We start from the raw sequence: 24928 nt of genomic DNA on the forward strand, positions 1-24928 counted from the left end.
ACGGTATTGCAGGTTCGGCAGGAACCGGCGCTTGGTTTTGTTGTTGGCGTGGGAAACGTTGTTCCCGGTCATTGGGCCTTTGCCCGTTACGTCGCAAACGCGTGCCATGTGGACACTCCGATACTTTGAAAACAGCCGGTGCCGATGGGCCTCATGCGCAGTTGCATGGGGCCTGGCGCTCCAGCCTCACCTCGCCAAGTTGGGTGGCGGTATCCCAGATCGCTGTATTCGTGGTTCCAAACAGATGCTTGGACGCTTGCAGCAAAGCTTTGGATTATAGCCAGAAAGCGGGTGCTTGGACTCTTTGGACATTCTTTTGTGACAAAACAAGAGGGGTTTCAGCCTTGGCGGTGAGGCGTTGCGGGTGCCTGCCGGGGTTCAAAGGCGCTTCGCTTTGCCACATCACTACGGCAGGCACCCACAAATCTTCGGGAGAGATTCGCTGATGGTGCTCAAACGCCATTTGGCCCGCTGAGCTGCTGCCAAATGGCAGGGCCTCAGCCGTTGTTCTGTTCCAGAAAACGCTGCGCATCGAGCGCGGCCATGCAGCCTGTGCCGGCGCTGGTGATGGCCTGGCGGTACACGTGGTCTTGCACGTCGCCTGCGGCGAACACGCCGGGCACCGAGGTCTGGGTGGCAAAGCCTTTCAGGCCACTTTGGGTCACGATGTAGCCGTTTTCCATGGCGAGTTGGCCTTGAAAGATGTCGGTGTTGGGGGCGTGCCCAATGGCGATGAAGCAGCCTTGCAGTGGTACATCGTGCAAGCTGCCATCTGTCGTGCTTTTCAGGCGCACGCCCGTCACGCCCGAGGCATCACCCAGCACTTCCTCCAGGGTTTGAAAGGTTTTCAACTCGATCTTGCCTGCGGCCACTTTGTCCATCAGTTTGTCCACCATGATGGGTTCGGCCTTGAACTTGTCGCGGCGGTGAATCAAATACACCTTGCTGGCGATATTGGACAGGTACAGCGCTTCTTCGACGGCGGTGTTGCCGCCCCCCACCACACAGCAAACTTGGTCTCGGTAGAAGAATCCGTCGCAGGTGGCGCAGCCGCTCACGCCACGGCCCATGAAAGCGGCCTCTGTGGGCAGCCCCAGGTATTTGGCTGATGCGCCCGTGGCGATGATCAGGCTGTCGCAGGTGTAGCTGCCACTGTCGCCGATCAGGGTGAAGGGGCGCTGGTCGAGTTTCACCGTGTGGATGTGGTCAAACACGATTTCGGTATTGAAGCGCTGGGCATGTTCCAGAAAGCGCTGCATCAGGTCTGGGCCTTGCACGCCGTGCACGTCAGCGGGCCAGTTGTCCACCTCGGTGGTGGTCATGAGTTGGCCGCCTTGGGCCATGCCCGTGATCAAAAGGGGTTTCAAGTTGGCGCGGGCGGCGTAAACGGCGGCGGTGTAACCGGCTGGGCCAGAGCCGAGGATCAGGACTTGTGCGTGTTGAGCGGTAGGAGACATGTAAAAGGCGGTCCGTTAAAGTGACAAGGGGCGAGATGACAATGGCCATGGATCTGAAAATCAAGCCCCATTGTAAGAAGCGCCCAAACTCAAGGCACCAGAGGGCTTTGCCAAGCCTGCTGCGCAGGTCGTGTTGGGTGGTCAAGGGGGTCAATTGCGGGCCGTCAGCTTGGCCTTGTTGATCGGGTAAGCTTGACGCATTCTTATGACTTATTCATTGAACACTTTGACCCGTGGCCCCGCACCCGAGGCGGGCGCCCCCGAGCCACCTTCTTTGTGGTCACGTTTTGCGCAAGAAATTTTGCTGCTGATGGGCGCTGTTGTGGTGTTGCTGTTGACTTTGGCTTTGTGGAGTTACCACCCACATGACCCGGCTTGGAGCACTTCGGGTGAGTCTCAGGTGGTGCACAACTGGGTGGGCCGGTGGGGTGCATGGGTGGCCGACTTGACGTATTTTGTGGCTGGTTATTCGGCCTGGTGGTGTTTGGCCGTTGGCTTTCGGGTTTGGTTGGTGGCTTTGGCGCGTTGGTTGCGCGGCAGCGCTGCACATGGGCGACGCGATGCACATGAGACGGCGGCTTGGCGGCAAAGTTCGTGGGTTTTTTGCTTGGGCTTGCTGATCCTGATGGTGGCCAGCAGTGGTCTTGAGTGGTCGCGCCTGCACCGCCTGGAGTCGAATTTGCCGGGGCACAGCGGCGGGGTGTTGGGTTACTGGGTCGGCTCTGCTGGGGTCAGCGGTTTGGGCTTCAATGCTTCTGCGCTGTTGGGCATTGCCATGTGGGTGCTTTCTTTGTCCGTGGTGTTTCGGTTTTCCTGGGGCCAAGTGGCCGAAAACATTGGCGCACGCCTAGATGGCCTGATCCAGTCGCGACATGCCCAACGCGAGATCCAAGAGGACATGGCTTTGGGCCAACAAGCACTGCGTGAGCGCCAACAAGCTTTGACCCCCTTGGCCATTGAGCCTGCTTGGGACCCGGATGACGCTTTGACCAGCACCCCTCAGACAGAGTTGCCTTTGCCGCCGGTGCCAGTCTTGGCACCCCAAGCTGCAACTCGGGTCATTGAGGCCGGTGTGATGCAAGTGCCGCGCAGCGACAGGGTGGCTAAAGAGCGTCAAAAACCGCTGTTCAACGAACTCCCCGACAGCAAATTGCCGCAGGTGGATTTGCTCGACAGCCTGTCCGCCCGCCAAGAAACCGTCTCGCCCGAAACGCTGGAGATGACCAGCCGTTTGATCGAGAAAAAGCTCAAAGACTTTGGCGTCGAGGTGCGGGTGGTGGCGGCCGCCCCCGGCCCGGTGATCACGCGTTATGAGATCGAACCCGCCACGGGGGTCAAGGGTGCACAGGTGGTGAACCTGGCCAGAGACTTGGCGCGTTCGCTCAGTCTGGTCTCGATTCGGGTGATCGAGACGATTCCGGGCAAGAACTACATGGCGCTGGAGTTGCCCAACGCCAAGCGCCAGTCCATCAAACTGAGTGAAATCTTGGGCTCGCAGGTCTACAACGAAGCCAAGTCCATGCTGACCATGGGCTTGGGCAAGGACATCATTGGCAACCCGGTGGTGGCCGACCTGGCCAAGATGCCCCATGTGCTGGTGGCCGGTACCACCGGTTCGGGCAAGTCGGTGGGCATCAATGCCATGATCTTGTCCTTGCTCTACAAGGCCGAGGCGCGCGATGTGAGGCTCTTGATGATCGACCCCAAGATGCTGGAGATGTCGGTCTACGAGGGCATTCCGCACTTGCTGGCCCCGGTGGTCACCGACATGCGCCAAGCGGCGCACGGCCTGAACTGGTGCGTGGCCGAGATGGAAAAGCGCTACAAGCTGATGAGCAAGATGGGGGTGCGCAATTTGGCCGGCTACAACGTCAAGATCGACGAAGCCACGGCCCGCGAAGTGTTCATCTACAACCCCTTCAGCCTGACACCGGACGACCCCGAGCCGCTCAAGCGCTTGCCCCACATCGTGGTGGTGATCGACGAGTTGGCCGATTTGATGATGGTGGTGGGCAAAAAGATCGAAGAGCTGATTGCGCGATTGGCCCAAAAAGCCCGCGCTGCGGGCATCCATTTGATTTTGGCCACACAACGCCCCAGCGTGGACGTGATCACCGGCCTGATCAAGGCCAACATCCCCACCCGCATCGCCTTTCAAGTCTCCAGCAAGATCGACAGCCGCACGATTCTTGACCAAATGGGGGCCGAGGCCTTGCTGGGCATGGGCGACATGCTGTACATGCCCTCGGGCACGGGTTTCCCGATTCGGGTGCACGGCGCTTTTGTCAGCGACGAAGAAGTGCACCGCGTGGTCAGCTACCTGAAAAGCCAGGGTGCGCCCGACTACATCGAGGGCGTGCTCGAAGGGGGCACGGTGGACGACGACGGCGGCATGTTGGGCGAGGGCGACAACGGTGAAAAAGACCCGATGTACGACCAGGCGGTCGAGGTGGTGTTGAAAAACCGCAAAGCCAGCATCTCCTTGGTGCAACGCCACTTGAAAATCGGCTACAACCGCGCGGCCCGTTTGGTCGAAGACATGGAAAAAGCGGGTCTGGTCAGCAGCATGAGCGGCAGTGGCCAGCGCGACATTTTGGTGCCCGCTCGGGCAGAGTGACACCGATGAAAAACAATTTCTGGTCAAGACACCATGCACTGGCTTTGCTGGGCCAGATCTGCCTGCTGGGGCTGGTGTTGGCATGGGGCGTGCCTGCCCATGCCGATGCGGTGGATCTGTTGGCCCAATACATGAAACAGGCCAGCAGTGGTCGAGCGCAGTTCACCCAGGTGGTCACCTCGCCCAGCCGCGCTGGACAAGCACCCCGTGCCAAAACTTCGAGCGGCAGTTTCGAGTTTCAAAGGCCGGGCAAGTTTCGCTTTGACTACCAAAAGCCATTTGTGCAAGCCTTGGTGGCCGATGGCCAGACGCTGTGGTTGCACGATGTCGATTTGAACCAAGTCACCGCACGCCCGCAGGCGCAGGTGTTGGGGGCCACCCCGGCGGCCTTGCTGACATCGGCGTCCGATTTGCAGGCCTTGAAAAAAGATTTTCAGTTCTCTTCCGAACCCGATCAGGGCGGGTTGAAGTGGGTGAGGGCCACGCCCTTGACACCCGATGGGCCCATTCGCAATGTGATGGTGGGCTTGCGTGCTGCGGCCAGCGGACCGGAGCTGGCCATGCTGGATGTGCAAGACAGTCTGGGTCAGCGCTCGGTGCTCAGTTTTTCCGCGGTCGAAACCAACCCCGTCTTGCCTGCCAGCACTTTTGTCTTCAAGGCGCCGGCAGGGGCGGACGTGATTCGGCCTTGAGGCACAGCTGCACGCATGACAGCGGCACTCCAAACCCCCCAAGCGCCTTTGGCTGAGCGTTTGCGCCCACAGCATTTGGGCGAGGTGATTGGGCAGCAGCATTTGCTGGGCGAGGGCATGGCGCTGCGCCTGGCGTTCGAGTCGGGCCAAGCCCACAGCTGCATTTTGTGGGGGCCGCCCGGCGTGGGCAAAACCACCATCGCCCGCTTGATGGCCCGCGCGTTTGACGCGCAATTCTTGAGCATCAGCGCGGTGCTGGGGGGCATCAAAGACATCCGCGAAGCGGTGGACAAAGCCGAAGCCGCGCGCACCGGCCTGCAGCCCCGGCGCACCATCATGTTTGTCGACGAGGTGCACCGCTTCAACAAAAGCCAGCAAGACGCGTTTTTGCCGCACGTCGAAAGCGGCCTGTTCACCTTGATTGGTGCGACCACGGAAAACCCGTCCTTCGAGGTCAATTCGGCCTTGCTGTCGCGCGCGGCGGTGTATGTCTTGCAACCCTTGAGCGAAGACGACCTGGCCCACATCGTGACGCGGGCGCAGGCCATCCAAGCCATCCCCACCATCGAGCCCGAGGCTTTGGCCCGTTTGCTCGCTTATGCCGATGGCGATGCCCGGCGCATGCTCAACACGCTGGAGACCTTGGCCATGGCGGCCAAGCAAGAGGCCATCGACCCGGTGACCGATGCCTGGTTGATGCGGGTGCTGGGCGAGCGCATGCGGCGCTACGACAAGGGCGGTGAGCAGTTCTACGACACCATCAGCGCCTTGCACAAGTCGGTGCGTGGCTCCGACCCCGATGCTGCGCTGTACTGGTTTGTGCGCATGCTCGATGGTGGGGCCGACCCGCGTTACATGGCCCGCCGCTTGATCCGCATGGCCAGCGAAGACATTGGCCTGGCCGACCCGCGTGCGCTGCGCATGGCGCTGGATGCGGCCGATGTCTACGAGCGCTTGGGCAGTCCGGAAGGGGAGCTGACACTGGCGCAGTGTGTGATTTATCTGGCCATTGCCCCCAAGTCGAATGCGGCCTACAAAGCCTTCAAAGCGGCCAAGGCCTGGGTTAAACAAGACGGCACGCGCCCAGTGCCCATGCACTTGCGTAATGCGCCCACCCAGTTGATGAAAAACCTGGACTACGGCAAAGGCTACCGCTATGCGCATGACGAGGAGGACGGCTTTGCCGCCGGTGAGCGTTATCTGCCACAGGGCATGCCCGAACCGGGCTTTTACAAACCGGTCCGACGCGGTTTGGAAATCAAAATTGCTGACAAATTGGCAGAGCTGCGAAACAAAAACGCGGCCACAGGGTAATTCCCGACGGGATTGAATACCAATCGGATACTTTCAGTCACTACAATCCAGCCACCCCGCCGAGTGCATCGCAACTCTGGCGGGGTTTTTGTTAATGGTCGGTGCCCGCCCACAAGGCGGACCTGAGTTCAGAACAACCGAAGCGAAGACCTGTTAAGCGCGGGTCACCACACGGAGTAATTTATGGACGTCTTCCTCCAGCAGGTCATCAACGGCCTGGTCATGGGCAGCATGTACGCCTTGGTAGCCTTGGGCTACACCATGGTCTACGGCATCATCAACTTGATCAATTTTGCGCACGGTGAAGTGCTGATGGTGGGTGCCCTGACCAGTTGGTCTGTCATCGGCATGATGCAAGGTGCCATGCCCGGCGCACCGGGTTGGGTGATTTTGATTTTGGCGACATTGATCGCTTGTGTGGTGGCTGTGGTGCTCAATTTCACCATTGAGAAAATTGCCTACCGCCCTTTGCGCAACAGCCCCAAGCTGGCCCCATTGATCACGGCCATTGGTGTGAGCATCTTGTTGCAAACCTTGGCCATGATCATCTGGAAGCCCAACTACAAGGCCTACCCCACATTGCTGTCGAGCACGCCCTTCAACATGGGTGGCGTGGTGATCACGCCCACCCAAATCATGATCTTGGGCGTCACCGCCGTGTCGCTGGCCATTTTGATGTGGCTGGTCAACTACACCCGGCTGGGGCGCGCCATGCGGGCCACCTCCGAGAACCCGCGTGTGGCCGCTTTGATGGGTGTCAAGCCCGACTTGGTGATTTCGGCCACCTTTGTCATTGGCGCGGTTTTGGCGGCGATTGCGGGCGTGATGTACGCCTCCAACTACGGCACGGCGCAACACCACATGGGCTTTTTGCCTGGCCTCAAAGCCTTTACTGCGGCGGTGTTCGGTGGCATTGGCAATTTGGCCGGTGCTGTCATTGGCGGCATCTTGCTCGGCCTGATTGAGGCCATTGGCTCGGGCTACATTGGCAAACTCACTGGCGGCGTGTTGGGTAGCCACTACACCGACATTTTTGCCTTCATTGTCTTGATCATCGTGTTGACCCTGCGCCCCTCGGGCCTCATGGGTGAACGTGTGGCCGACCGTGCTTGAGGAGTCAAACATGACCCACCACAAAACGCTTCAATACTTCTTGATTGGTGTTGCCTTGCTGATTTTGCCGCTGGTGCTGCAGACCTTCGGCAACGCCTGGGTGCGCATTGCCGACATGGCCTTGCTCTACATTTTGTTGGCCATTGGCTTGAACATTGTGGTGGGTTACGCAGGTTTGCTTGACCTGGGCTTTGTGGCCTTTTTTGCCGTTGGTGCCTACATGTATGGCTTGCTCTCGTCGCCGCATTTGATCAACACCTTTGCCACCATGGCGGGCATGTTCCCAGAGGGCATGCACATGCCGATTTGGCTCATCTTGCCCGCTGCGGTGGGCTTGGCGGGTTTGTTTGGCATTTTGCTGGGTGCACCCACCCTCAAGCTGCGCGGCGACTACTTGGCCATTGTGACCTTGGGTTTTGGTGAAATCATCCGAATTTTTCTGAACAACCTTGACCATCCGGTCAACATCACCAATGGCCCCAAGGGGCTGTCGCAGATTGATCCCATCACGATTTTTGGCGTCAACCTGGGTCAAAAGCTGACGATCGGTGACTTTGAAATAGCCTCGGTCACTTTGTATTACTACCTTTTTTTAAGCCTAGTGCTGGTGGCCATTGTGGTGTCGCACCGCTTGGCCTTGTCGCGCATTGGTCGGGCCTGGATGGCGATCCGCGAAGACGAAATCGCCGCCAAGGCCATGGGCCTGAACACGCGCAACCTCAAACTTCTGGCGTTTGGCATGGGGGCCACTTTTGGTGGCGTTTCGGGCGCGATGTTTGCCGGTTTTCAGGGCTTCATCTCGCCCGAGTCCTTCAGCCTGATGGAGTCGGTGATGATCGTGGCCATGGTGGTGCTGGGGGGTCTGGGCTATTTGCCTGGCGTGATTTTGGGGGCCGTGTTGTTGTCGGCCTTGCCCGAGGTGCTGCGTTATGTGGCCGGGCCTTTGCAAGAGATGACGGGTGGCCGTTTGGATGCGGCCATCTTGCGCCAATTGCTGGTGGCTTTGGCCATGATCGTGATCATGCTGATGCGACCGCGCGGGCTTTGGCCGGCCCCTGAGCATGGCCAATCGCTCGTGACCAAATGAAGGAGCAGGCCATGAACCCCATTGCCAAGCAAGATACGGTGTTGAATGTGTCGGGTATCTCCAAGCGCTTTGGCGGCCTGCAAGCGCTGACCGATGTGGGCATCACCATCCAGCGCGGCCAGGTGTATGGCCTGATCGGGCCCAACGGCGCGGGCAAGACCACGTTTTTCAACGTGATCACAGGCTTGTACACGCCTGACAGCGGCCGCTTTGAGCTGGCGGGCAAACCTTACCAGCCTACAGCGGTGCACGAAGTGGCCAAGGCAGGCATTGCCCGCACTTTTCAAAATATTCGTTTGTTTGCCGAAATGACGGCCCTCGAAAACGTCATGGTGGGCCGCCATGTGCGCACCCACTCGGGTTTGCTGGGCGCTATTTTTCGCACCCCGGGCTTCAAAGCCGAAGAGGCCGCCATTGCCCTGCGCGCGCAAGAGCTGCTCGACTATGTGGGCATTGGCAAATACGCCGACTACAAGTCCCGCACCTTGTCGTATGGCGACCAACGCCGCCTGGAAATTGCCCGCGCCTTGGCGACTGACCCGCAACTGATCGCGCTGGACGAACCCGCAGCGGGCATGAACGCGACCGAAAAAGTGCAGCTGCGCGAGCTGATCGACCAAATCCGCAAGGACAACCGCACCATTTTGCTGATCGAGCACGATGTGAAGCTGGTCATGGGCTTGTGCGACCGCGTCACCGTGCTCGACTACGGCAAGCAAATCGCCGAAGGCACGCCTGCCGAGGTACAAAAAAACGACAAAGTGATCGAAGCCTATCTGGGCACAGGAGGGCACTGAGATGGCCAATGTTTTTTTGAAAGTCAAAAACCTGCAGGTGGGCTACGGCGGCATTCAGGCGGTGAAAGGCGTGAGCCTTGAAGTCAGTGAAGGCGAGTTGGTCTCGTTGATCGGCTCCAACGGTGCGGGCAAAACCACCACCATGAAAGCCATCACGGGCAGTTTGCCCTTGCAAGCTGGGGACATCGAGTACTTGGGCAAAAGCATCCAAGGCCAAGGCCCATGGGACTTGGTGAAACAAGGCTTGGCCATGGTGCCCGAGGGCCGTGGCGTGTTCACCCGCATGTCGATCACCGAAAACCTGCAAATGGGCGCGTACGTTCGCTCAGACACGTCGGGCATCGCCGACGACATCGAAAAAATGTTCACCATCTTTCCGCGCCTGCGTGAGCGCAAGGACCAGCTGGCGGGCACCATGTCGGGCGGCGAGCAGCAAATGCTGGCCATGGGCCGTGCCCTGATGAGCCGCCCCAAGGTTTTGCTGCTCGACGAGCCGTCCATGGGTTTGTCGCCCATCATGGTGGACAAGATTTTTGAAGTGGTGCGCGACGTGTACGCGCAAGGTGTCACGGTGCTGTTGGTGGAGCAAAACGCCAGCCGCGCCTTGGCCATTGCCGACCGCGCCTATGTGATGGACTCGGGCCTGATCACCATGACCGGCGTGGGCAAAGACATGCTTGAGGACCCGAAAGTGCGCGCCGCTTATTTGGGCGAGTAGTTTCAATCCACCCGTGCCCCGCTGGCCTTGACCACGCTTTCGTAGCGTGTCAGTTCTTTTTTCATGAACGCGCCAAACTGCGCGGCTGTGTTGCCCACCGGCTCGGCCATCAACTGGGCGAATCGGGTTTGGGTCTCGGGCGCTTGCAGCGCGGCCACGAAGGCTTTGTTCAGCCGCTCCAGCACATCACCCGGTGTGGCAGCGGGGGCGACCAAGCCCCACCAGGTGTCGATCTCAAAATTGGCCATGGTCTCGCTCATGGCTGGAATCTCGGGCAGCGCTTTGCTGCGCTGCGCGGTGGTCACGGCCAGCGCTTTGAGGCGACCCGCTTTGATGTTGGCCGCAGCCGTGGCCAAGTTGTCAAAATTGAAGTCCACCTGCCCCGACAGCAAGGCCAGCTGCGCCGGGTTGCCACCGTTGTAAGGAATGTGCACCGCAAAAATACCGGCATCCCGCTTGAACATTTCACCGGCCAGGTGGCCCGCGCTGCCGTTGCCACCCGAGCCAAAGTTGAGCTTGGCGGGCTTGGCCTTGGCATATGCCACCAAATCGGCCAGGCTGTTGATCTTCAGGCGCTGTGCGGTCTCGGCGTTCATCACCAACACGTTGGGCACGCGCAGCATTTGCGTGATGGGCGCGAAGTCTCGGCTGGCATCAAAGGGCATCTTGGCAAACAGCCAGGGGTTGATGGCATGCGTGGCCGTGGCTGCAATGCCGATCGTCAAACCGTCTGGCACCGCCTTGGCCACCAGGTCGGCCCCTAAGTTGCCGCCTGCGCCGGGGCGGTTTTCAATGATCACCGTGCCCAGGCTGTCTTTCACGCGTTCGGCCAAGGCCCGCGCCGTGACGTCGATCGGGCCGCCGGCGGCATAAGGCACGATGATGCGTATGGGTTTGCCTTGTGCCCTGGCAGGGGCCCAAGCAGGGGCGCTGAGTGCGAGGCCGCTGGCGGCAAATTGGCGACGGGTGATGGACATGGGGGTCTCCGTGAAACAAGTCAACTTCAAGCCTTGGCCTTGTCGGCCTCAGAGGTGAACGAGTCGGCATAAAACTCCTCCTCAGGCAGACCGCCTTGCGCCACGTAGTCGCGCTTGGCCGAGTCCACCACGATGGGCGCGCCGCAGGCATAGATCTGATGGCCCGACAAATCCGGCAAGTCTTGCAGCACCGCCTGGTGCACAAAACCGGTGCGGCCGGTCCAGCCGTCTTCGGCCTCGGCGTTCGAGATCACCGGCACATATTTCAGGTGGGGCATCTCGGCCAAGCGCGCTTCTATCCAGTCGGCCATGTACAGGTCAGCAGGTCGCCGACCACCCCAGTACAGCGTGGCGGGGCGGGTGATGGCGCGGTGCTGCATGTGCTCGATCAGCGCCTTGATGGGCGCAAAGCCTGTGCCCGAAGCCAGCAGCACCATGGGCTTGCTGCTGTCCTCGCGCAGGTAAAAGCTGCCGTAAGGCCCTTCGGCGCGCAGGATGTCTTTTTCCTTCATGGTGCTGAACACCGGGTCGGTGAACTTGCCGCCCGGCATGTGGCGTATGTGCAGTTCCACCGTGGGCGGAGCCACCTCCAAGGTGTGCGGCGCATTGGCCATGCTGTAACTGCGGCGCGATCCGTCGCGCAGCAAAAACTCGATGTACTGACCGGCGTGGAACTTCATCACGTCGTTGGCGGGCAGTTGCAGTTTCAGCACGATCACGTCGTGCGATTTTTTTTCCAGAGTGACCACGCGCACCGGCATCTTCTTGACGGGCAAGCCGCCTTCGGCGGTCACTTGTTTGGATTCGAGCACCACATCGCTCAGGGCGGTGGCGCAGCAAGTCAGCACCAGGCCTTGGGCTTCTTCATCTGCAGACAGGGCTTTGTCTTGGTGCGGGCCATGCACCACGGTGCCCGAGATCTTTTTGCATTTGCAAGAACCGCAAGCGCCGTCTTTGCAACCATAAGGCAAGCCAATGCCTTGGCGAATGCCAGCAGCCAGCAAGGTTTCGCTGCCGTCGGCGGTGAAGCTGCGGCCACTGGGCTGCACAGAAATTTGAAAGCTCATCTTTTGGGTATCCTAGAGGGCGTGAATGTGACCCGGAAACCCTGATTTTGCCTTCAAACCAAACCCCCTTGGGCGCACTGCCTGCCCGCTTTCGCCGCCAGCGCGTCTTGATCGTGGGCTGTGGCGACGTGGGCTTGCGCACAGCCGGCCAGTTGGGTGCACCGCAAAGCCAGCGTGTGCGCCTGATGGCGCTGACTTCTTCGCCCGAACGTGTGCGCTTGCTGCGCGCTTGCGGCATCACCCCTTTGCAAGGCAATTTGGACGATGCGGCCAGTTTGAAGCGTTTGGGCGGCATCGCGCACCGGGTGATCCACCTGGCCCCGCCCCCCACCGACCGCCAAGGCGCCTCAGACCGCGACCCGCGCAGCTTGGCTTTGGTGCGTGCTTTGCGTTTGCGCTCGGCCCCACAAGCCCTGGTCTATGGCTCGACCACCGGTGTTTATGGCGACTGTGCAGGTCAAAGCGTCGATGAAACGCGCACCGTGAACCCCCACACCCCCCGCGCCCAGCGCCGGGTGGATGCCGAAAACCTGATGCGTTTTTTGGGGCGCAGCGGCGTGCGGGTGAGCATTTTGCGCATCCCCGGCATCTATGCACCAGACCGCGAAGGCGGCACGCCGCTTGAACGCTTGCACAAAGGCACACCCGTGCTGGTGGCGAACGAGGACGTCTACACCAACCACATCCATGCCAACGATTTGGCGCGGGCTTGTGTGGCGGCCTTGTGGCGCGGTAAACCGCAACGCGTCGTCAACGTTACGGACGACACCGATTTGAAAATGGGCGACTACTTTGACCTGGCCGCCAGCCTGTATGGCTTGCCCAAACCGCCGCGCATTTCGCGCAACGATGCCAACACCGCGCTGCCGCTGATGCTGCTGAGTTTCATGCGCGAGTCTCGGCGTCTGGACAACACCCGCATGAAGCAGGAGTTGCGCCTGCAGCTGCGTTACCCGCATGTGCGCGAGGGTTTGAGCCCGCAGGGCGCTTTGTTTTCGGGGGCGGTATGACTTCTTTGCGCATTGACAAGTGGCTGTGGGCGGCCCGTTTTTACAAAACCCGCAGCCTGGCCAGCGAGGAGATCGTTAAAAACCGTGTGCAGGTCAATGGCCAGGACGCCAAGCCGTCCAAAGAAGTCAAACCCGGCGACACGGTGTGTCTGCGCCAAGGCGCGGTGGCGCGCACGGTGGTGGTGCAGGGCTTGAGCGGCGTGCGCGGCCCAGCCCCTGTGGCCCAGCTGCTTTATGCTGAAACACCTGAGAGCATCGAAGCCCGCCAAAAAGCCGCCGAGCAGCACCGCCTGGCCCGCGAGCCCGCGCTCAGCATCGAACAAGGCCGCCCCACCAAACGCGACCGCAGGCAAATCGAGCGCAATTGGAACGATCGGTGGAGTGCGGGGATTGATTGACTTTTTCTGCTGCTGGTCCATGTTCTGCGTGAACCCAAACTGATGCGAGTCATGTCCCTGCGCCGTGCATCTAAACAGGCAAGGAGGCTGTATGCCCAAAACACACACGAAGCCCGCTGCGACCGATTGGGAGCGTGTCAAGCGTGAAGCCGCCCAAGAAGCGCCTATTGCTCATGCCGAAGACGATGTTCCCTATGACCCCAACGATGCAGCTGCTGCGGCTGCTTATTGGCAACAAGCCAGCATCAAGCGAGGCCGGGGCAGGTCAGCCGTCGCAGTGAAGCGCCCCACCCTGAACATGCGCGTGGATGCCATGTGCTCGAAGCCTTCAAGGCCACGGGGCAGGGTTGACAAACGCGGATCAATGCCGCCTTGCGCGAAGCCGTGGCCCAGGGGTTGACCAAGGCATGAAAGCCACAGAGCCCGCGAAACAGTGAAGGCCTCGGCTGAGGTGGCTCCTAGCTCATCTCCTTGTGTCGGGGAAAATAAGGAAAAAAGGCCAACCCGTGTAGGTCGGCCTTGATTCGTTTGGAACCTGCATGAATGCTGAGTCACCAAAGATGGTGCCCGGGGCCGGACTCGAACCGGCACGCCTTGCGGCGGGGGATTTTGAGTCCCCTGAAGTAGTCATTTTTCTGAGTTGATTGATACTCCCCAAAATGGGGGGCATCCAGTCAGTAAACGGTCTGTATATCAACAGGACGCAGCGGCCCGTTCAAGCAAATCAGCCGCGATTGACTACACCGCCGTCCATGACCTGACGCATGGCTTGCAATAACGTGCCGTCTGCCCTGATGGCGTGGCCTTTACCCTGTTGAAAGACGGCGACAGCAAGAGTCTGCGCCAGAGCTTGACCCGAGTCGGCGGCAAGCACTGGCAGTCTGATACCCGCATCAAGGACTGGCTGTTCACCCGTGCGCTGGGTGAGTGGCCTGCCGCCACTTTGGGCGTAGCAAGGAAGGAAGCCCAAGGCCTGCGCTATTCGGCAGAGCAAGGCATTGACTCAGGTCAGGGCGAAGCATTCGAAAAGTCAGCCAAAGCCCAAGCCAAAACCGCAATAGAACGCGCCGCCAAATTCACCTTTGGTGCACTGATGGCCGATTACGCCAACGAGCTGGAGCGCCAGGGCAAGACTTCACACGCGAAGTTGCGGGGAATGGTCAGGCTGCACCTGATAGATGGTGCACCAAGGCTTGCCAACGCCGCCACCGCTGGCGTGGAATGGGTGCCGACCATCGAACCTGTGGGCCAGTTCCAGGCAAAGCGCATCCGATCAGGCGTGGAGACTGCATTGGCCAGCCCGCGCGTGAGCCAAGAGATTCGCGGTCACCTGCTGAGCCATGGCGTGACCGGTGTGCAAACTGGCCGTTATGACGGGCATGAGTACGCGCCGCAAAAGCTGGAGGCATTGGAAACCCTTCACCGAAACCAGCGCCAGCGTGGTGCATATTTCATCAAGAGCCGTTGCATGGGGGTACGCTATAGGATACTTTTATGAAAATCCGAATTTACGCAGACAGGCAAGCTTCAAAACTTTTGATTGCTTGGCTTTAAGCCTTGAAAGACTTGCGTGCCAAAGCACAAATTCAGGCGCGAATGGTTCGCATGGCTGCTGGCAACTTTGGCGACTGCAAGCCCCTGCGCGATGGCGTGCAAGAGCTGCGTATCGACCATGGGCCAGGGTACAGCGTGTATCTGAGCAGGCAGGGGCCGATTCTGGTGTTGCTGCTGTGTGGCGGCGACAAAGCCGACCCAAGCCGTGACATTGAACGTGCCATTGAATATCTGAAAGACTGGAAAGAAAGAGGCAAACCATGACCGCACCCCGCGATGTGAGTTTTGACGACTACATGGTTAAGGCCATGAAAGACCCCGTACAAGCTGCTGCTTACATTGAGGCCGTGATTGACCTTGAAGACCCGGCCGCACTGCTGGTGGCCCTGCGACATGTGGCCAAAGCGCACGGCATGGCAGAGGTGGCCCGCCGTGCAGATGTGGGCGATAAAACCTTGTTCAAAGCCCTGAGCGCCACCGGAAACCCCACATTGGCCACGGTTCACAAGGTGCTCGCCGCTGTGGGCCTGCGCCTGAGCGTGGAGCCTTTGACGGCTGCATAGCTAATATTGGATGACGTGGACTACAACTGAGAGGCGCACCATGAACCTGCACAGCCCCGCACAACCCCGCACAAGCATTGTCCCGTGCGCATAAATCACGGAAAATGCATTGGATTAAAAGAATTCTTTTATGTTCAATAAAAACTTGCGTGTGAACCATGAACGATCTGAAAAAAAATAAAAACTACGTTGTAGCCAAAGTGCAAGTGAATCGTCGTACCCAAGCTGCCGCGCGTGAGGCCCAGCCAGTTGTGGCGCGTTCTGTCTTGCAGCGCATCAGCAAGGCGCAAGCCAAGCGCCAACTTGGTGCTTCTCTGTCGAAACGCTTGGCGGTAGCTGATCAAGCGCCAAGCCCTGCTCGATTGCTCAGCGCAAGCTCGGTGTTTCAAGCAGTCTGCGCCTCTTTCAGTGCCGTTGGGTTGGGTCTGGGTTTGATACAACGCTCGGGCTACATGATTGGAGGCGGTGCTTTGGCGCTCAGCTTGGTGGCGATGTGGGTGTTACTCAGCCGAAGATCGCGAGCCCATGAGGCTGTACATCCAAGTCTGAAAACATCCGACTTGGCTGACCCCGAGGCCTTGGCTCGTCTGGATACAGCGATGGAAAATATGTCAGCACAAGCACCACCTGAAATGGTGACTCAGCTGGTGCAGCTCAAAGAATCAATCATGCGTTGCATGTCGCTAATGAGGGCCAGCACCGATCAGGGCAGCGGGGTCACTGAAGAGGGTTTGTACTTGCGAGAAACGGTACGCCGTTACATTCCTGACTCAATCGATGCCTGTTTGCTGGTGCCCTCAAAAGACAGGTCAACTTTGGTCATGGATGACAGCAAGTCGGCGCTGGAATTGCTGCACGATCAGCTGCAAATGATTCAACAGCGATTGGATGCTTCAGAGGCCAAGTTGAGCCAGATGGCGGGCGAAGCGCTGGTGCGGCAACAGCGCTTCTTGGTATCAAAAACCAATGGAACTTAACGTACCTCTGGGGTGACTTCCAAAGTCTCGTTGGCAGCGCGGTCCATCAAGTCGGCTTCGTGTTGATCGCGCACGGTTTTGGCGACAGTAAAAGTAGTGCTGACCAAGAACAACCAACTTACCAACATAAAGCCTTTTTGCCAATCGCCAATCTCCATTCGCCACAGGCCCCAAGCGGTCAAGCAAAAGGCGGCCCCAAAGGCAATCCAGACGGTGGTGATCCATGAAGGGGTGTCAACCTGGCCGTCACGGTTGTCGCGCACCATTTTGGCGACCGAAAACGAAGAAAATAAACAAAAAAACAGGCCAATGGCTAAGAATGCGCGGTCCAGCTCTTGTCCTGGAAGCAGCAAAACGCCAATGGCGCTTGCGCAGAATGCCAAGCCAAAGCTGATCCACACTTGGGTGCGCCAGCCGGCGGTGTCGCGTTGCATCACATATTGCGAAGTCATAAAAACCCTTTCTTATCAATTGAAAAATTTCAAAGTGCGACCGGCCCACTGAGTGCTTGTTTGCTCGCCTCGCGGGCCTGTTGTTGGCGAGTGCGGTCGATGTACTGGTCGGCCCTGGCCAGTTGTTCTTTCAACATCGCGTTGTTTTGCCCCATGACTTCTATGGATTTGGAGCGGAAGTTGTCCATCGCATCCATGGCAGAGAAGGTCTGGTCAAACATTTCCTTGAGTTTTTCGATGCCCAGTAATGGGTTTTGCGAAAACTCATGGGTTTTTTCAACATGTGTGCCCAATTGCCTTCCCGTTTCGGCAACCAGGTTATCGATGGAGTTGTTCACGCCCGAGAGCATCTCCATGACCTTGATCTGGTTGCCTGTTGCGCGTGCCACGGTTTGGGCAACAGCCAGGGCGCTCATGCCTGTCGTTGCCACGCGTGAGCAGCCATTCATCATTTCGCGGCCGGTTTTCTTGAGCACATCGAGCGCCAGATAACCATTGGTGCATACGGCTTGCTGGGTCATCATGTCTTGCAAGTTTTGACGTGCGTAAAACAGCACTTCTTGTTGCAATGCTTTGGCCTTGATGGGGTCGCTTGACTGCAGCGCATCGACTTTCAGTGCCAGCTTGGCATCCAACTGTTCTGCAAAGCGGATGGCCGCTGAAAGCTTTTGCATCGCTTCCCACAATTTGCTGCGGGTGGCTTCAATGTCTACCACATCGCGCTGCATGTCGTCGCGTGCAGCGTACAGCTGTTGCATGCTCTTTTGTAATTGCACGCCTACGCTTTGATATTTGCGAAAATAGGTTTGAAGTTTGTTGCCGAAGGGAATCAGCCCCAAAAATTTTTGTGGTTGAAACAAATCTCCAGCTTTGCCCGGATTCAGTTCGTCCAAATGGCCTCGCATTTCTTGGATCGCCTTGAAGGCGGAACTGTCTTCAACGCCTGCAAAGTTTTTTTGCATCAGGCGGCCTTGCATCAGTCCAGAGGCCACGGAGACCTCTTCACGGCCCAACGCAAAAGCACTGTCTAACTTGGCTTTGAAGGCCTCGCTCTGCACATCTTCTTTGAGCAGTCCATCAATGAAACGATCAACTTGGAGATCCACCGCTGTCTGGGTCTCCTTGGGCAAGGGAACAGCAGATTTGGCGACATCGACTGCCAGAGGTGAAAGTGCCTCAGGTGGGGTCAGAGTAAAGCTTGCGTTGTCTATTTGTTGCGCTTGCAATTTTGAAGACATAAATTCCTTGCGACAGTGCTGGTGGTTGCTTGCCTGAATCGTGAAAAAACATCCATCGATGCAAGCGGGTTTGTTTTCAAAATTGTCAAATCGACACAAGGTCCAATTTGGTGAATGGAATTATTCGGGTCGAGAAAAATTTTCATCAACGATTGTAATTGTTTTGGGCATTGTGTATAAATAAATTAAATATTTTTGTTTCAAAATAACAAGGTCAAAGTACTGAAAAGACAAAAAGTCAAGTCGTTTTGTCTTACACCGTCTTTTGTCTCTGTCATCCCGGCCCCGAGCCGCGATTCTGAAAGCTCAGGGCTGACAGCAAAGGGCGGCTGTGCACACTGGATCCCAGGTCTTCGCCCGGGATGACAAAAAATTTGGGCATCAAGCATGGGTCAAATGCATCGCGCCGGATCCATAGTCAAGCCGCCTTGCATGAATGGGTGTCAACCCATGTTGAAAGGCAAGCTTCAAAGGGGCAAGGGCGGGCCATTCAATCGAGCTTGCCAATGCGACTGGTCTGAGATCGAAGAAACCTGGGGCAAGCGCTGGCTGGCGTTTGGGAACCGATGGAGGCTAGATTTGGCCGGAGCTTTTTGCAGTGGCCAAGAAAAAAGCCGCAAGTTGCAAAAAACTTGCGGCTTTGGCCTGGTGCCCGGGGCCGGACTCGAACCGGCACGCCTTGCGGCGGGGGATTTTGAGTCCCCTGAGTCTACCAATTTCACCACCCGGGCGGTATTTGTGAAGAGGCAAATTATGGCACATTTTCAGAGTGATCAGCCCAAGTCGCGTTCAATTTGAAAAGATGGGCGTTTGCCATCAGGCCTGCTGACAAGAGCCTGTGTCTGCCAGTTCGACGTGGCAGTTTGCTCGCAAGCATGAGACCCGTGCACGGGTGGTGGCTGGTCTTGGCCATCGCTGCTGAGCGTTTGCGCTTGTGTTGAGCGCACGCCAATGTGGGTGATTTCAAAGCCAAGCACCGATTCGGGCTTAGGGTTTGACTTGGTTTCAGGCTTTTGGCGTTGCTGGCAAAGGGGCTGGCATGGGTGCGGCAACTGGCAGGGCAACTGGCTGGGCAACTGAAGGCGGCGTTGGGGCAGCGGGGGCAGAGGCGATCAGCATGGACTGGGTTGCAGTTGCCGCCTCAGGAGCTTGCGCTAGGCTGGGTGCTGGAGGTTTGGGGCCCCCCACCTGTAAACCAGGCCGAGCGTCACCATGTCCACATCACCCCGGCGCCCTACCGCATCGTTGATGCGATAACGCTCTGCCTCTAAGCGCAGGCTCAAGGCCGGGGTCACGGCGTACTGCGTGCCAAGGCCATATTTGATATTGGCTTGGCGTTGGCTGGGCGAGGGATCGGTCACGGTGACTGCCCCGGTGGTCGTGAAGCGGTCTTGTGTATGGGCATAGGCGACGCCAACACGCCCCATCAATGACCAGCGCGCGTTCATCGGCAAAGTGCCGACCAAGTCCAAATTCAAACCCTGGATTCGAGCAGATCCGCGCAGGCTGGCGGCGGGTGTGGTGGTGGTGGTGAAGCCAAAACGGCCCAAGTCGAAGTAGCCTGCCTCAATGGCCCAGTTGGGGTGGATGGGCACACCCAAGTAAGCTTTGTGGCCCGTGTCGTGGCCGTCATGCCTTATTTGGGTGGTGCTCAGTCCCTGGCCGAGCAAATGGGCTTGTATGCGGGCGCTGTCGATGCTGGCTTGGGATTGGCCCACACCCAGACCCATGTAAACACCCGTGGCATGGAGGTCTTGTGCAAAAAGCCTGGGGCTGGCCATGAAGGCGATTGCCCATAACAAGGCGTGAGGTGGGCATGTGAAGGGGTTCATTTTTTTCCTGATGGTCAGATGCATGGCGTGGGTCTGTGGCAAGGGTGTTGTGAGCGTTGGCATCACGGGTTTGGCACCGTGATCGAGCAAGCGTCGCAGGTCATGGCGGCAGCGGCAGCGCCTTGGTTCAAAGCACGGCCTTCCAGCTGCGCACCGGTTTCCAGGGTGATTGCCGTGCTGGCCAACAAGCTGCCTTTCATGACCGAGTTGACGCCCAAAGTGATAGCGCTGCCCGCTGACCAAAAACGTTGTGCGCTTTGGCACCGCCACTGAGCACGATTTGACTGGTTGACAAGGTGTTGATCGCCGTGGCGCTGCGAATCACAAATACAGCGTTGGGGTCACCCTGTGCGTCCAGCGTCAAGATGCCGCCTGCCGACAAATCGATGGTGGTCAGCGATTCGTACAAGCCGGGATAAAACGTCAAGCCCTCCAAATTGGTGTTGATGGGTATTGGCGTGCCCCGAGCAGCGCCTGTGGCGTTTATGAAGGCCGCCAGCGCGTCGGCTTTGGCGTTGCTCAACAGCACCGCATCGACCAAGGCGCAGGACGGACCAGAACTGTCAACCGCATAAATATGACCCACCACTTCGGGGCAGGTCAGGGGCGCACTGAAGCCAGTGATATTGGCACCGGTGTCGGGCGTCAAGCCCACATCACCTGTGATGAGCGAGGTGGGGATGTTGGTGATGGTGGCTGACCCCAAGATGGCGAAATTGGACGCCGAGCCCAAGGCCACTGGGCTTTGGCACTCGCCCGCGCCGGTGCTGAAGCGCCACACCTTGTCGGCCAACAGGGCATTGCCAGCGAGGTCTTTCACACCGGTCAAGCCGCCGTGCACGACAGCGGTGTAAGCCGTCGCTGCAGCCAGCTTGGCGCTGGGGTTGATGGAGGCGATCTGGGTGAGGGCATCGTAGGTGACCACGGCCGCCACAGCCGCTCCCAGCTGATTCGATGGCGTGAGGGTGAGCGTTGTGCTGGTGATGCTGAGCGGCTCCATGGGCTTGCTGAATGTGGCGTTCACGGTTTTATTGGTGCAAATGCCTGTGCTGGTATCGGCCGGGTTGACCATGGTCACCAAGGGCGCTGTGGTGTCCGCAAGCTCGCTGGTGGTGAAGGTCCAGACTTTGGGGACCTGCATCGGATTGCCTGCCAAGTCGGTGACCGCCGTGTTGACGGTCACAGTGAATGCGGAGTTGCTCGGCAGCAATTGGTCGGGTTTGAAGCTGGCAGTGCGCGCTCCGACGGCGTAGCGCACTGCGCCGGTCACAGGGGTGTCGTCCGGGCCTGATGTGAGGGTCAGACGGTTGGCGTTCAAGCTGGCAGGGTCCATGTCTTCGCTGAAGCTGACGGTGACTTGGGTGTTGGTGGCTGCCACCGCGTTCTGTGCGGGCACGTGTTGGGTCACGGTGGGGGGCTTGTTGTCGCTGGCCGAACCTGTCTCGAACGACCATGCGAAGTCGTTGGACAGTGCGATGCCATTCGTGTCTTGCGTGGCTGTGGTGACGGTGGCTTGGCAAAGCGTGCTCAAGGGCAGTGTTGCTGCTGGTGTCAAAGCAGCGACACGGCTGTTGGTCTCATAGCTGACAGTGCTGTTGATCGCTGTGCCTGCAGGGCACTGCAGCGTGAAGCTTTGGGGGTTCAAGCTGCTGGGGTTCATCGCTTTGTTGAAGGAGGCGGTGACGCGGGCATTGATGGCCACCCCTGTAACCACTGGGTTACGGGCCAAAGGGGCGGTGGCGCTGACGCTGGGACTCAGGGCGATGCGATCTTGCAGACCCAAAATCGGGTCTTTGCTGCCCCCGCAAGCGAAGATCAAGACAGTGCTCGCCAAAGTCAAAACCAAGCGCCATGGGGCAAGGTGAGTGCTCAATTGGGATGGACGCATAAAGGAATTCCTGTCTCGGTGCTTTGAGGTGCGACAAAGCGGGGTCATGGCCGGGGCGGCGTGTCGAATGTGAGGGACTGCCCCACGGGGCTGTGTGGATGGCGTGGCTGGCGAGGTCATTGCAAGCCTTTCTTCGTAACTTCAGTCTGTGTCAAATCGTCGGCGATTTCAGTGCGTTGGAGCACATTGCGTTTGAGGCGAGCGGCTTGAGAGCGCTGTATTTGGCGCATTCCCACGCCGGTGATGGGCCTTGTGGGCGCGCAGACTTGCCGCATGAAGGCGGGTTTTCACCGCCATTTCAGACGCAACCACGGTCTTCAGGGATGTTCAAGTTATGGCAAAGTACGTTCCATGATTTATCCAACCATCGAAGACGCGATTGGCAAAACACCCTTGGTGCTTTTGCAACGCTTGGGGGCCGCCGACAGGGCGGCGCGGGACAATGTGATTTTGGGCAAGCTCGAGGGCAACAACCCGGCCGGTTCGGTGAAAGACCGCCCGGCTTTGTCCATGATCCGCCGGGCCGAAGAGCGCGGCGAGATCAAGCCAGGCGACACCTTGATCGAGGCCACCTCGGGCAACACCGGCATTGCGCTGGCCATGGCCGCGGCCATCAGGGGTTACCGCATGATTTTGATCATGCCCGAGGATTTGTCGATTGAGCGCGCCCAGACCATGAAGGCCTTTGGTGCCGAGTTGATCCTCACGCCCAAAAGCGGCGGCATGGAGTACGCCCGCGACTTGGCCGACAACATGGCCGTCCAAGGCAAGGGCCGCATCTTGGACCAGTTCGCCAATGCCGACAACCCGCGCATCCACTATGAGACCACCGGCCCCGAAATCTGGGAGCAGACCGGCGGCAAGGTCACCCACTTTGTCAGCGCCATGGGCACCACAGGCACCATCACCGGCGTGTCTCGGTTTCTCAAAGAAAAGAACCCGGCGATCCGCATCATCGGTGCACAGCCCAGCGAGGGCTCGCGCATTCCGGGCATACGCAAGTGGCCGCAGGAATACCTGCCCAAAATTTACGACCCCAGCCACGTCGATGAGCTGATTTATGTCAGTCAAAGTGACGCCGAGGAAAGCTGCCGCCAGATGGCGCGCACTGAAGGCATCTTTGCCGGCATCTCGGCGGCAGGGGCGTGCTGGGTGGCCCAGCAAGTGGCCAAGACGGCGCAAAACGCCACCATCGTGTTCATCGTCTGTGATCGCGGTGACCGTTATTTGTCGACCGGCGTTTTCCCTGCCTGAACGGAGTTTTTGCCATGGCCGAATACCGTTTTTGCCCCCTGTGTGCCAATCCCTTGGCCTGGCTCTCGCAAATGGAAGACGGGGGCGAGACCCTGCGCCTGCGTTGCACCGCCTGTGATTTCACGCACTGGAACAACCCCACGCCCGTGTTGGCGGGCATTGTGCAGGTGGGGGAGCAAATTTTGCTGGCCCGCAATGCGGCTTGGACAGGACGGCGTTTTGCGCTGATCACCGGTTTCATGGAGGCCGGTGAAACACCCGAAGAGGGCATCACCCGCGAGATCGCCGAAGAGACCAACCTCACCGTCTCCGCGCTCAAGCTGGTTGGGGTGTACGACTTCCAGCGCATGAACCAGGTCATCATCGCCTACCATGCGGTGGCCCAAGGACAGGTGCGTTTGTCACCCGAGTTGGCCGAGTACCAGATGTATGACTTCAAAGACCTGATCTGTTGGCCCGCAGGCACAGGCTACGCCTTGGGCGATTGGTTGCGCACCATCGGCATCGAGCCGAAATTCATGACCTGGGAAGAGCGTGCAGCGCAAAGCCAAGAACAAAGCCAAGAACAAAACCAGGACACATGATGCAGATCGACAAAGAAATCGACACCAGCGGCCTGAACTGCCCCTTGCCCATTTTGAAGGCGAAGAAAGCGCTGAATGACATGGCCAGTGGTCAGGTGCTCAAGATCACCGCGACCGACCCAGGCGCTTGGCGTGATTTCGAGGCCTTTGCCCGTCAAACCGGGCATGAGTTGGTCATGCAAGAAAAAACCGACACGGCATTTGTGTTTGCACTCAAACGCCGCTGATTCAAGACCTCACTGCGAGCAGCGCAGCAACGCGGCATTCTGGTGGCACATGGGTGCTGTGCCCGGGTGCTTGGCTGGATCGCCACGCTTGGCTCGCGATGACGGCTTCAAACTGCGGATCGCCGGCTTCAGCCCTGACGTAGGGCCTGAGGCCAAGCATCTCATGTCGGCTCTGTTGCCGCCGACCTGCCATCGGGCTGCGCCCCAAAAGATCAGAGGCTCAAGCCTTTGAGGTATTCGCGGAACGAGGCACCCACTTGCGGGTGCTGCAAAGCCAGCTCTACGGTGGCTTCTAAAAAGCCCTCTTTGCTTCCGCAGTCGTAACGCTTGCCTTGGTACTGAAAGGCGTAAACCGCCTCACGTTGCAACAGACGTGCAATGGCATCGGTCAACTGAATCTCGCCGCCCACGCCCGTGGGCTGGTGGCGGATCTCATCGAAAATGCCCGGCGTCAAAATGTAACGGCCTGCCACGCCCATGCGCGAGGGCGCTTGTTCTGGGCTGGGTTTCTCCACGATGTGCTCCACGCGAATCAGCTGCTTGCCAGCAGGTTCACCCGCCACAATGCCGTAGCGCCTGACCTGGTCCAGCGGCACCTCTTGCACGGCCAAAACCGAGCGGCCTTGCTTGGTGTAGGCCTCGACCATTTGAGACAACACAGAAGGCCCTGGGTTGACCATCAGGTCATCGGCCAGCAGCACCGCAAAGGGCTCATTGCCCACCAGCGGCTCGGCGCACAGCACCGCGTGGCCCAGGCCCAGCATGCGGTTTTGCCGCACATAGGCACACACCATGTCGTCGGGCTGCACCGAGCGCACCAAGGCGAGCAACTCGTCTTTGTGTGCGGTTTCGAGCTCGTTTTCAAGCTCGTAAGCCGTGTCAAAGTGGTCTTCGATGGCGCGCTTGCTGCGGCCTGTGACAAAAATCATGTGGCGCACACCAGCCGCATAGGCTTCTTCCACCGCGTACTGGATCAGCGGCTTGTCCACCACCGGCAGCATCTCTTTGGGCGCGGCTTTGGTGGCGGGCAAAAAACGCGTGCCCAAACCGGCCACGGGGAACACGGCTTTGCGGATGGTGTTGTGTTGCATGGGGTGTCTTGGGCTGGCGGG

General features: G+C 58.8%; 24 protein-coding genes, 1 tRNA gene and 1 pseudogene. 16 read left to right on the plus strand and 10 right to left on the minus strand.

Annotated features, from left to right (window positions below):
• Positions 1 to 108: 50S ribosomal protein L28 (gene rpmB / locus ACIQ39_RS03785; RefSeq protein WP_396433321.1), on the minus strand; the 108-nt coding region annotated here is incomplete at its 3' end.
• Between the two features lie 389 nt (positions 109 to 497).
• Complete coding sequence (trxB, locus tag ACIQ39_RS03790) at positions 498 to 1457, minus strand: thioredoxin-disulfide reductase (protein ID WP_396433281.1); 960 nt, start codon at positions 1455 to 1457, stop codon at positions 498 to 500.
• Positions 1458 to 1662: 205 nt separating this feature from the next.
• Here trxB and ACIQ39_RS03795 point away from each other — a divergent pair, with 205 nt between their 5' ends.
• From ACIQ39_RS03795 to ACIQ39_RS03825, 7 genes are all read left to right on the plus strand, one after another.
• A complete protein-coding gene (locus tag ACIQ39_RS03795; protein WP_396433282.1) occupies positions 1663 to 4074 on the plus strand; it encodes a DNA translocase FtsK in 2412 nt (803 codons plus the stop codon).
• 5 nt (positions 4075 to 4079) lie between these two features.
• The gene (gene lolA / locus ACIQ39_RS03800; protein ID WP_396433283.1) at positions 4080 to 4766 is read left to right on the plus strand and encodes an outer membrane lipoprotein chaperone LolA; all 687 of its coding nucleotides are present in this window, start codon (positions 4080 to 4082) and stop codon (positions 4764 to 4766) included.
• Positions 4767 to 4781: 15 nt separating this feature from the next.
• Positions 4782 to 6080 carry a replication-associated recombination protein A gene (locus tag ACIQ39_RS03805; protein ID WP_396433284.1) on the plus strand — a complete coding sequence of 433 codons (1299 nt, stop codon included), beginning with the start codon at positions 4782 to 4784 and terminating at the stop codon, positions 6078 to 6080.
• A gap of 183 nt (positions 6081 to 6263) precedes the next feature.
• The gene (locus ACIQ39_RS03810; RefSeq protein ID WP_396433285.1) at positions 6264 to 7193 is read left to right on the plus strand and encodes a branched-chain amino acid ABC transporter permease; all 930 of its coding nucleotides are present in this window, start codon (positions 6264 to 6266) and stop codon (positions 7191 to 7193) included.
• Between the two features lie 10 nt (positions 7194 to 7203).
• Positions 7204 to 8280 carry an ABC transporter ATP-binding protein gene (locus ACIQ39_RS03815; RefSeq protein WP_396433286.1) on the plus strand — a complete coding sequence of 359 codons (1077 nt, stop codon included), beginning with the start codon at positions 7204 to 7206 and terminating at the stop codon, positions 8278 to 8280.
• A gap of 11 nt (positions 8281 to 8291) precedes the next feature.
• The gene (locus tag ACIQ39_RS03820; RefSeq protein WP_396433287.1) at positions 8292 to 9077 is read left to right on the plus strand and encodes an ABC transporter ATP-binding protein; all 786 of its coding nucleotides are present in this window, start codon (positions 8292 to 8294) and stop codon (positions 9075 to 9077) included.
• Between the two features lies 1 nt (position 9078).
• Positions 9079 to 9795: an ABC transporter ATP-binding protein gene (locus ACIQ39_RS03825; RefSeq protein ID WP_396433288.1), complete on the plus strand. Its 717-nt coding sequence runs from the start codon at positions 9079 to 9081 to the stop codon at positions 9793 to 9795.
• A 2-nt stretch (positions 9796 to 9797) separates the two neighbouring features.
• Here the strand turns inward: ACIQ39_RS03825 and ACIQ39_RS03830 are convergent, their stop codons facing one another.
• Together ACIQ39_RS03830 and ACIQ39_RS03835 are read right to left on the minus strand one after the other, a co-directional pair.
• Positions 9798 to 10772 carry a Bug family tripartite tricarboxylate transporter substrate binding protein gene (locus tag ACIQ39_RS03830; RefSeq protein WP_396433289.1) on the minus strand — a complete coding sequence of 325 codons (975 nt, stop codon included), beginning with the start codon at positions 10770 to 10772 and terminating at the stop codon, positions 9798 to 9800.
• Between the two features lie 26 nt (positions 10773 to 10798).
• Positions 10799 to 11839 carry a CDP-6-deoxy-delta-3,4-glucoseen reductase gene (locus tag ACIQ39_RS03835; protein WP_396433290.1) on the minus strand — a complete coding sequence of 347 codons (1041 nt, stop codon included), beginning with the start codon at positions 11837 to 11839 and terminating at the stop codon, positions 10799 to 10801.
• Positions 11840 to 11886: 47 nt separating this feature from the next.
• On the opposite strand from ACIQ39_RS03835, the gene ACIQ39_RS03840 reads away from it, so the two are divergent.
• From ACIQ39_RS03840 to ACIQ39_RS03865, 6 genes are all read left to right on the plus strand, one after another.
• Complete coding sequence (locus ACIQ39_RS03840) at positions 11887 to 12849, plus strand: SDR family oxidoreductase (protein WP_396433291.1); 963 nt, start codon at positions 11887 to 11889, stop codon at positions 12847 to 12849.
• Positions 12846 to 13247 (plus strand): RNA-binding S4 domain-containing protein, encoded by a 402-nt coding sequence (locus tag ACIQ39_RS03845; RefSeq protein ID WP_396433292.1) that lies wholly within the window; start codon positions 12846 to 12848, stop codon positions 13245 to 13247. The genes ACIQ39_RS03840 and ACIQ39_RS03845 overlap by 4 nt, the downstream gene beginning before the upstream one ends.
• A 799-nt stretch (positions 13248 to 14046) precedes the next feature.
• On the plus strand, positions 14047 to 14745 hold the full coding sequence (locus ACIQ39_RS03850; protein ID WP_396433294.1) for a hypothetical protein: 699 nt from the start codon (positions 14047 to 14049) through the stop codon (positions 14743 to 14745).
• Between the two features lie 59 nt (positions 14746 to 14804).
• Positions 14805 to 15065 carry a type II toxin-antitoxin system RelE/ParE family toxin gene (locus tag ACIQ39_RS03855; protein WP_396433295.1) on the plus strand — a complete coding sequence of 87 codons (261 nt, stop codon included), beginning with the start codon at positions 14805 to 14807 and terminating at the stop codon, positions 15063 to 15065.
• A complete protein-coding gene (locus ACIQ39_RS03860; protein ID WP_396433296.1) occupies positions 15062 to 15364 on the plus strand; it encodes an addiction module antidote protein in 303 nt (100 codons plus the stop codon). Before ACIQ39_RS03855 ends, ACIQ39_RS03860 begins: the two co-directional genes overlap by 4 nt.
• Before the next feature lie 158 nt (positions 15365 to 15522).
• A complete protein-coding gene (locus tag ACIQ39_RS03865; protein ID WP_396433297.1) occupies positions 15523 to 16341 on the plus strand; it encodes a hypothetical protein in 819 nt (272 codons plus the stop codon).
• Here ACIQ39_RS03865 and ACIQ39_RS03870 read toward each other — a convergent pair.
• From ACIQ39_RS03870 to ACIQ39_RS03890, 5 genes and pseudogenes are all read right to left on the minus strand, one after another.
• Entirely contained in the window at positions 16338 to 16793 is a 456-nt protein-coding gene (locus tag ACIQ39_RS03870; protein ID WP_396433298.1) for a YiaA/YiaB family inner membrane protein, read from the minus strand. The two genes, ACIQ39_RS03865 and ACIQ39_RS03870, sit on opposite strands and share 4 nt — an antisense overlap.
• 29 nt (positions 16794 to 16822) lie before the next feature.
• Positions 16823 to 17899, minus strand: coding sequence for a toxic anion resistance protein (locus tag ACIQ39_RS03875; RefSeq protein WP_396433299.1), 1077 nt, complete (start codon positions 17897 to 17899; stop codon positions 16823 to 16825).
• Positions 17900 to 18677: 778 nt separating this feature from the next.
• Positions 18678 to 18762, minus strand: a tRNA-Leu gene (locus ACIQ39_RS03880).
• A 423-nt stretch (positions 18763 to 19185) separates the two neighbouring features.
• Positions 19186 to 19863: an outer membrane beta-barrel protein gene (locus tag ACIQ39_RS03885; RefSeq protein WP_396433300.1), complete on the minus strand. Its 678-nt coding sequence runs from the start codon at positions 19861 to 19863 to the stop codon at positions 19186 to 19188.
• A 62-nt stretch (positions 19864 to 19925) separates the two neighbouring features.
• Positions 19926 to 21871 (minus strand): annotated as a pseudogene (locus ACIQ39_RS03890) (Ig-like domain-containing protein).
• A 231-nt stretch (positions 21872 to 22102) separates the two neighbouring features.
• Here ACIQ39_RS03890 and cysM point away from each other — a divergent pair.
• Genes cysM through ACIQ39_RS03905 form a run of 3 tightly spaced genes read left to right on the plus strand, consistent with a single transcriptional unit; the run spans position 22103 to position 23816 of the window.
• Complete coding sequence (cysM, locus tag ACIQ39_RS03895; RefSeq protein WP_396433301.1) at positions 22103 to 23005, plus strand: cysteine synthase CysM; 903 nt, start codon at positions 22103 to 22105, stop codon at positions 23003 to 23005.
• A gap of 14 nt (positions 23006 to 23019) precedes the next feature.
• Positions 23020 to 23589 (plus strand): NUDIX domain-containing protein, encoded by a 570-nt coding sequence (locus ACIQ39_RS03900; RefSeq protein WP_396433302.1) that lies wholly within the window; start codon positions 23020 to 23022, stop codon positions 23587 to 23589.
• On the plus strand, positions 23589 to 23816 hold the full coding sequence (locus ACIQ39_RS03905; RefSeq protein ID WP_396433303.1) for a sulfurtransferase TusA family protein: 228 nt from the start codon (positions 23589 to 23591) through the stop codon (positions 23814 to 23816). Before ACIQ39_RS03900 ends, ACIQ39_RS03905 begins: the two co-directional genes overlap by 1 nt.
• 212 nt (positions 23817 to 24028) lie before the next feature.
• Here the strand turns inward: ACIQ39_RS03905 and galU are convergent, their stop codons facing one another.
• On the minus strand, positions 24029 to 24907 hold the full coding sequence (gene galU / locus ACIQ39_RS03910; protein WP_396433304.1) for a UTP--glucose-1-phosphate uridylyltransferase GalU: 879 nt from the start codon (positions 24905 to 24907) through the stop codon (positions 24029 to 24031).
• Between the last annotated feature and the right edge of the window lie 21 nt (positions 24908 to 24928).

Source organism: Limnohabitans sp., assembly GCF_044361645.1.
In the GTDB taxonomy this organism is placed as follows: Bacteria; Pseudomonadota; Gammaproteobacteria; order Burkholderiales; family Burkholderiaceae_C; genus Limnohabitans_A.

Bases quoted from the DNA above. Each gene is read 5' to 3' on its own strand.
- trxB (WP_396433281.1), bottom strand. From the start codon at position 1,457: ATGTCTCCTACCGCTCAACACGCACAAGTCCTGATCCTCGGCTCTGGC.
- ACIQ39_RS03795 (WP_396433282.1), top strand. From the start codon at position 1,663: ATGACTTATTCATTGAACACTTTGACCCGTGGCCCCGCACCCGAGGCG.
- lolA (WP_396433283.1), top strand. From the start codon at position 4,080: ATGAAAAACAATTTCTGGTCAAGACACCATGCACTGGCTTTGCTGGGC.
- ACIQ39_RS03805 (WP_396433284.1), top strand. From the start codon at position 4,782: ATGACAGCGGCACTCCAAACCCCCCAAGCGCCTTTGGCTGAGCGTTTG.
- ACIQ39_RS03810 (WP_396433285.1), top strand. From the start codon at position 6,264: ATGGACGTCTTCCTCCAGCAGGTCATCAACGGCCTGGTCATGGGCAGC.
- ACIQ39_RS03815 (WP_396433286.1), top strand. From the start codon at position 7,204: ATGACCCACCACAAAACGCTTCAATACTTCTTGATTGGTGTTGCCTTG.
- ACIQ39_RS03820 (WP_396433287.1), top strand. From the start codon at position 8,292: ATGAACCCCATTGCCAAGCAAGATACGGTGTTGAATGTGTCGGGTATC.
- ACIQ39_RS03825 (WP_396433288.1), top strand. From the start codon at position 9,079: ATGGCCAATGTTTTTTTGAAAGTCAAAAACCTGCAGGTGGGCTACGGC.
- ACIQ39_RS03830 (WP_396433289.1), bottom strand. From the start codon at position 10,772: ATGTCCATCACCCGTCGCCAATTTGCCGCCAGCGGCCTCGCACTCAGC.
- ACIQ39_RS03835 (WP_396433290.1), bottom strand. From the start codon at position 11,839: ATGAGCTTTCAAATTTCTGTGCAGCCCAGTGGCCGCAGCTTCACCGCC.
- ACIQ39_RS03845 (WP_396433292.1), top strand. From the start codon at position 12,846: ATGACTTCTTTGCGCATTGACAAGTGGCTGTGGGCGGCCCGTTTTTAC.
- ACIQ39_RS03860 (WP_396433296.1), top strand. From the start codon at position 15,062: ATGACCGCACCCCGCGATGTGAGTTTTGACGACTACATGGTTAAGGCC.
- ACIQ39_RS03865 (WP_396433297.1), top strand. From the start codon at position 15,523: ATGAACGATCTGAAAAAAAATAAAAACTACGTTGTAGCCAAAGTGCAA.
- ACIQ39_RS03870 (WP_396433298.1), bottom strand. From the start codon at position 16,793: ATGACTTCGCAATATGTGATGCAACGCGACACCGCCGGCTGGCGCACC.
- ACIQ39_RS03885 (WP_396433300.1), bottom strand. From the start codon at position 19,863: ATGAACCCCTTCACATGCCCACCTCACGCCTTGTTATGGGCAATCGCC.
- cysM (WP_396433301.1), top strand. From the start codon at position 22,103: ATGATTTATCCAACCATCGAAGACGCGATTGGCAAAACACCCTTGGTG.
- ACIQ39_RS03900 (WP_396433302.1), top strand. From the start codon at position 23,020: ATGGCCGAATACCGTTTTTGCCCCCTGTGTGCCAATCCCTTGGCCTGG.
- ACIQ39_RS03905 (WP_396433303.1), top strand. From the start codon at position 23,589: ATGCAGATCGACAAAGAAATCGACACCAGCGGCCTGAACTGCCCCTTG.
- galU (WP_396433304.1), bottom strand. From the start codon at position 24,907: ATGCAACACAACACCATCCGCAAAGCCGTGTTCCCCGTGGCCGGTTTG.